Origin of the sequence: Lutibacter sp., assembly GCF_041555395.1 — a bacterium.
Classification (GTDB): Bacteria; Bacteroidota; Bacteroidia; order Flavobacteriales; family Flavobacteriaceae; genus Lutibacter.
This window is the reverse complement of record NZ_JBFFKM010000105.1, coordinates 1-3,185: the sequence shown is the minus strand read 5'-3', so window position 1 is coordinate 3,185 and position 3,185 is coordinate 1. Positions and strand designations below refer to the sequence as shown.

Annotated in this window: 2 protein-coding genes; one reads left to right on the top strand and one right to left on the bottom strand. The window is 37.4% G+C overall.

The genetic code is table 11. The features are described 5' to 3' along the window. Positions 1-150: 150 nt before the first annotated feature. The gene (locus tag ABY285_RS12375; RefSeq protein WP_372770516.1) at positions 151-1,737 is read left to right on the top strand and encodes a peptide chain release factor 3; all 1,587 of its coding nucleotides are present in this window, start codon (positions 151-153) and stop codon (positions 1,735-1,737) included. Positions 1,738-1,785: 48 nt separating this feature from the next. Here the strand turns inward: ABY285_RS12375 and ABY285_RS12370 are convergent, their stop codons facing one another. Beyond that, positions 1,786-3,171 carry an exopolysaccharide biosynthesis polyprenyl glycosylphosphotransferase gene (locus tag ABY285_RS12370; protein ID WP_372770514.1) on the bottom strand — a complete coding sequence of 462 codons (1,386 nt, stop codon included), beginning with the start codon at positions 3,169-3,171 and terminating at the stop codon, positions 1,786-1,788. Positions 3,172-3,185 lie beyond the last annotated feature (14 nt).

The following is a 3,185-nucleotide window of genomic DNA, read 5'->3' as shown; positions in this document are numbered from 1 at the left end:
TTTTCAGCGGGAACGCCCAAAATACTATTTAGGTTATAAGACTGCTTATTTAAGCATTTTGGACTCCCAATCTTTAAGGCCTTATTGCCTATAAATTCTAATTGGCAAATTGTGTAATTAGCCATATATTTGCACCTCAAAATTTTAGTGATGACTTTTTTAGAAGAAATACAACGCAGACGCACGTTTGGAATCATTTCACATCCTGATGCGGGAAAAACCACCTTAACCGAAAAATTATTGCTGTTTGGAGGCGCCATACAAGAAGCCGGAGCCGTAAAAAGCAATAAGATAAAGAAAGGTGCCACTTCCGATTTTATGGAAATTGAACGCCAAAGAGGAATTTCTGTGGCCACTTCTGTATTGGCTTTTAATTACAAAGGAAAAAAAATTAATATTTTAGACACACCGGGGCACAAAGATTTTGCGGAGGATACCTTTAGGACATTAACTGCCGTTGACAGCGTTATTGTTGTGATAGACGTTGCAAAAGGCGTTGAAGAACAAACAGAAAAACTGGTTGAAGTGTGCCGAATGCGCAAAATCCCCATCATTGTTTTTATCAATAAAATGGATCGCGAAGGAAAAGACGCTTTCGATTTGCTGGATGAAGTGGAACAAAAATTGGGACTGACCGTGACGCCTTTAAGTTTTCCTATTGGAATGGGCTACGATTTTAAAGGCATCTACAATATCTACGAAAAAAAAATAAACCTGTTTTCAGGTGATTCTAAACAAAGCGTCTCGAAAGGCGTTGAATTGACCGATATTTCTACGCCTGAACTGGACAAAATTATTGGCGAGAAATCAGCGAATACTTTGCGCGAAGAATTGGAAATTTTAAGAGAAGTGTATCCTGAATTTGATAAAAACGACTATTTAAACAGCAAATTGCAGCCTGTATTTTTTGGTTCAGCTTTAAATAATTTTGGGGTGAAGGAATTGCTTGACTGCTTTATTGATATTGCACCGTCACCACAACCAAAAATGGCCGATACCCGCTTGGTGGATTCCAAAGAAGAAACGCTTACCGGTTTTGTTTTTAAAATCCACGCCAATATGGATCCCAATCACCGAAACAGACTGGCATTCGTTAAAATTGTATCGGGAACATTCAAACGAAATGTACCTTATTTGCATGTCAGACTCAATAAAAAATTCAAATTCTCAAGTCCGAATGCCTTTTTTGCCGAAAAGAAGGAAATTGTTGAGGAATCATTTCCCGGAGATATTGTAGGACTTCCAGATACCGGAAACTTTAAAATCGGCGATACGCTCACCGCTGGCGAAGTGCTGAACTTTAAAGGTGTTCCAAGTTTCTCTCCAGAGCATTTCCGTTACGTAAACAATGCCGATCCCATGAAATCGAAACAATTATACAAAGGTTTGGACCAATTGATGGATGAAGGCGTTGCGCAGTTATTTACCTTAGAACTAAATGGCCGAAAAGTTATTGGAACTGTTGGTGCCTTGCAATATGAAGTGATCCAATACCGACTGGAACATGAATATGGCGCAACATGCAGTTACGAAAATTTACATGTACACAAGGCATGCTGGGTGGAACCCGTCGATCCGAAGAGTGAGGAATTTAAAGATTTTAAACGGGTAAAGCAACGTTATCTGGCGCATGACAAACAAGGACAACTGGTGTTTTTGGCCGACTCCGCATTTTCCATCCAAATGACCCAGGAAAAATATCCAAACGTTAAGCTGCACTTTACCAGTGAATTTTAAAATATTTTTCTGCTTAATCGGTTAAAAAATCTGGCGTCATAAAAAATGCTAAGTTCCCCTGAAGAATAATACGGTGCTGATGGTTTTAATCATGATTTCTAAATCCAACACTAAATTTCGTTCTTTAATATAATAAAGGTCGTACATTAATTTTTTATGCTGATCATCTACGGAACGTGCATAGGGATACTTAACCTGTGCCCATCCTGTCAATCCCGGTTTTACCACGTGGCGAATGGCATAAAATGCAAGTTCCTTTTCCAATAACTCCACAAATTCCGGGCGTTCGGGGCGAGGACCAATCAAACTCATTTCTCCTTTTAACACATTGATAAACTGTGGAACCTCATCTAACCTCATTTTTCTGAGAATTCTGCCGAAAGGAGTCACCCTGCTGTCATTTATTTTCGCCCATTCCGCACCATTTTGCTCCGCATTTGCAACCATGGTCCTAAATTTAATGATCCTGAATTCCTTTCCCTTTTTACCAACTCTAGCCTGGGTATATAACAACGGGCCTTTATTAAAAAACAGATTTCCTATAAAAACAAAGGGAATTAACAAAACTAAAACTAAAATTCCAATGAATGAAAAACACACATCCAACATACGTCTGAATGCCGAATATAAATTGTTTTGATGGTTTTTGCTGTAAGTAAAATGACTGAAAAAATCCGTGGTCAATCTTGTTTCTGATATGCGATGTGTTTCCTCTTCAATAAAATTATCTATACTCCTGATCACCATCCCTTTTTCAAACATCATAATAAGCTGTTTGTTTATGGCGGGCGTAATGAATTTGTTGTTGCTTGAACATAGGATGATTTCATTAACGCCTCCATTTTCGACAATCTGTTCCAAATTGGCCTCAGAAATAGCAATAAAGTTTGGCGCTTCAACACTTTTCAATGGGGCATCAGACACATACCCCACAATACTGTTTGCTCCCTTATTTTTAATAACAGCCAATAATTCCTGAACTTGACTGCTCTCTGCAATCAACAAAATATTTTTTAAAAATCGAGGCGAAAATATCAATTGAATATAAAGTATTCTATTGATTAAAATAGCCATAAACAAGGTCATAGAAAAATAGACCAGCTGCAATCTGTTCTCAGGCAGTTGCGGTGAAATTACAGGCGTAAAAAAATAAAAAAGGGTTGAAAACAAAACGGTTATTCCTATACTTCTAACCGTCAAATACCTGTTACTGGATACCTTTAAATTATACAGCTCAAAAATTTCACCAAATACCCATAAGTAAGTGACTAAAATTAAAATCCATAATTTGATGTTCGGACTTGAAAAGTCAAAATAGTCGAATTTAAAAAAAAGGCTAAGTAGGTAAAGTCCAAAAAGCGAAAAAATAGCATCAAGCGCACGTAAATAAAGTTTCCGCTCAGAAATATCGAAATGTGATTTGTTGTAGGGCATTTAAAAAAATTTTC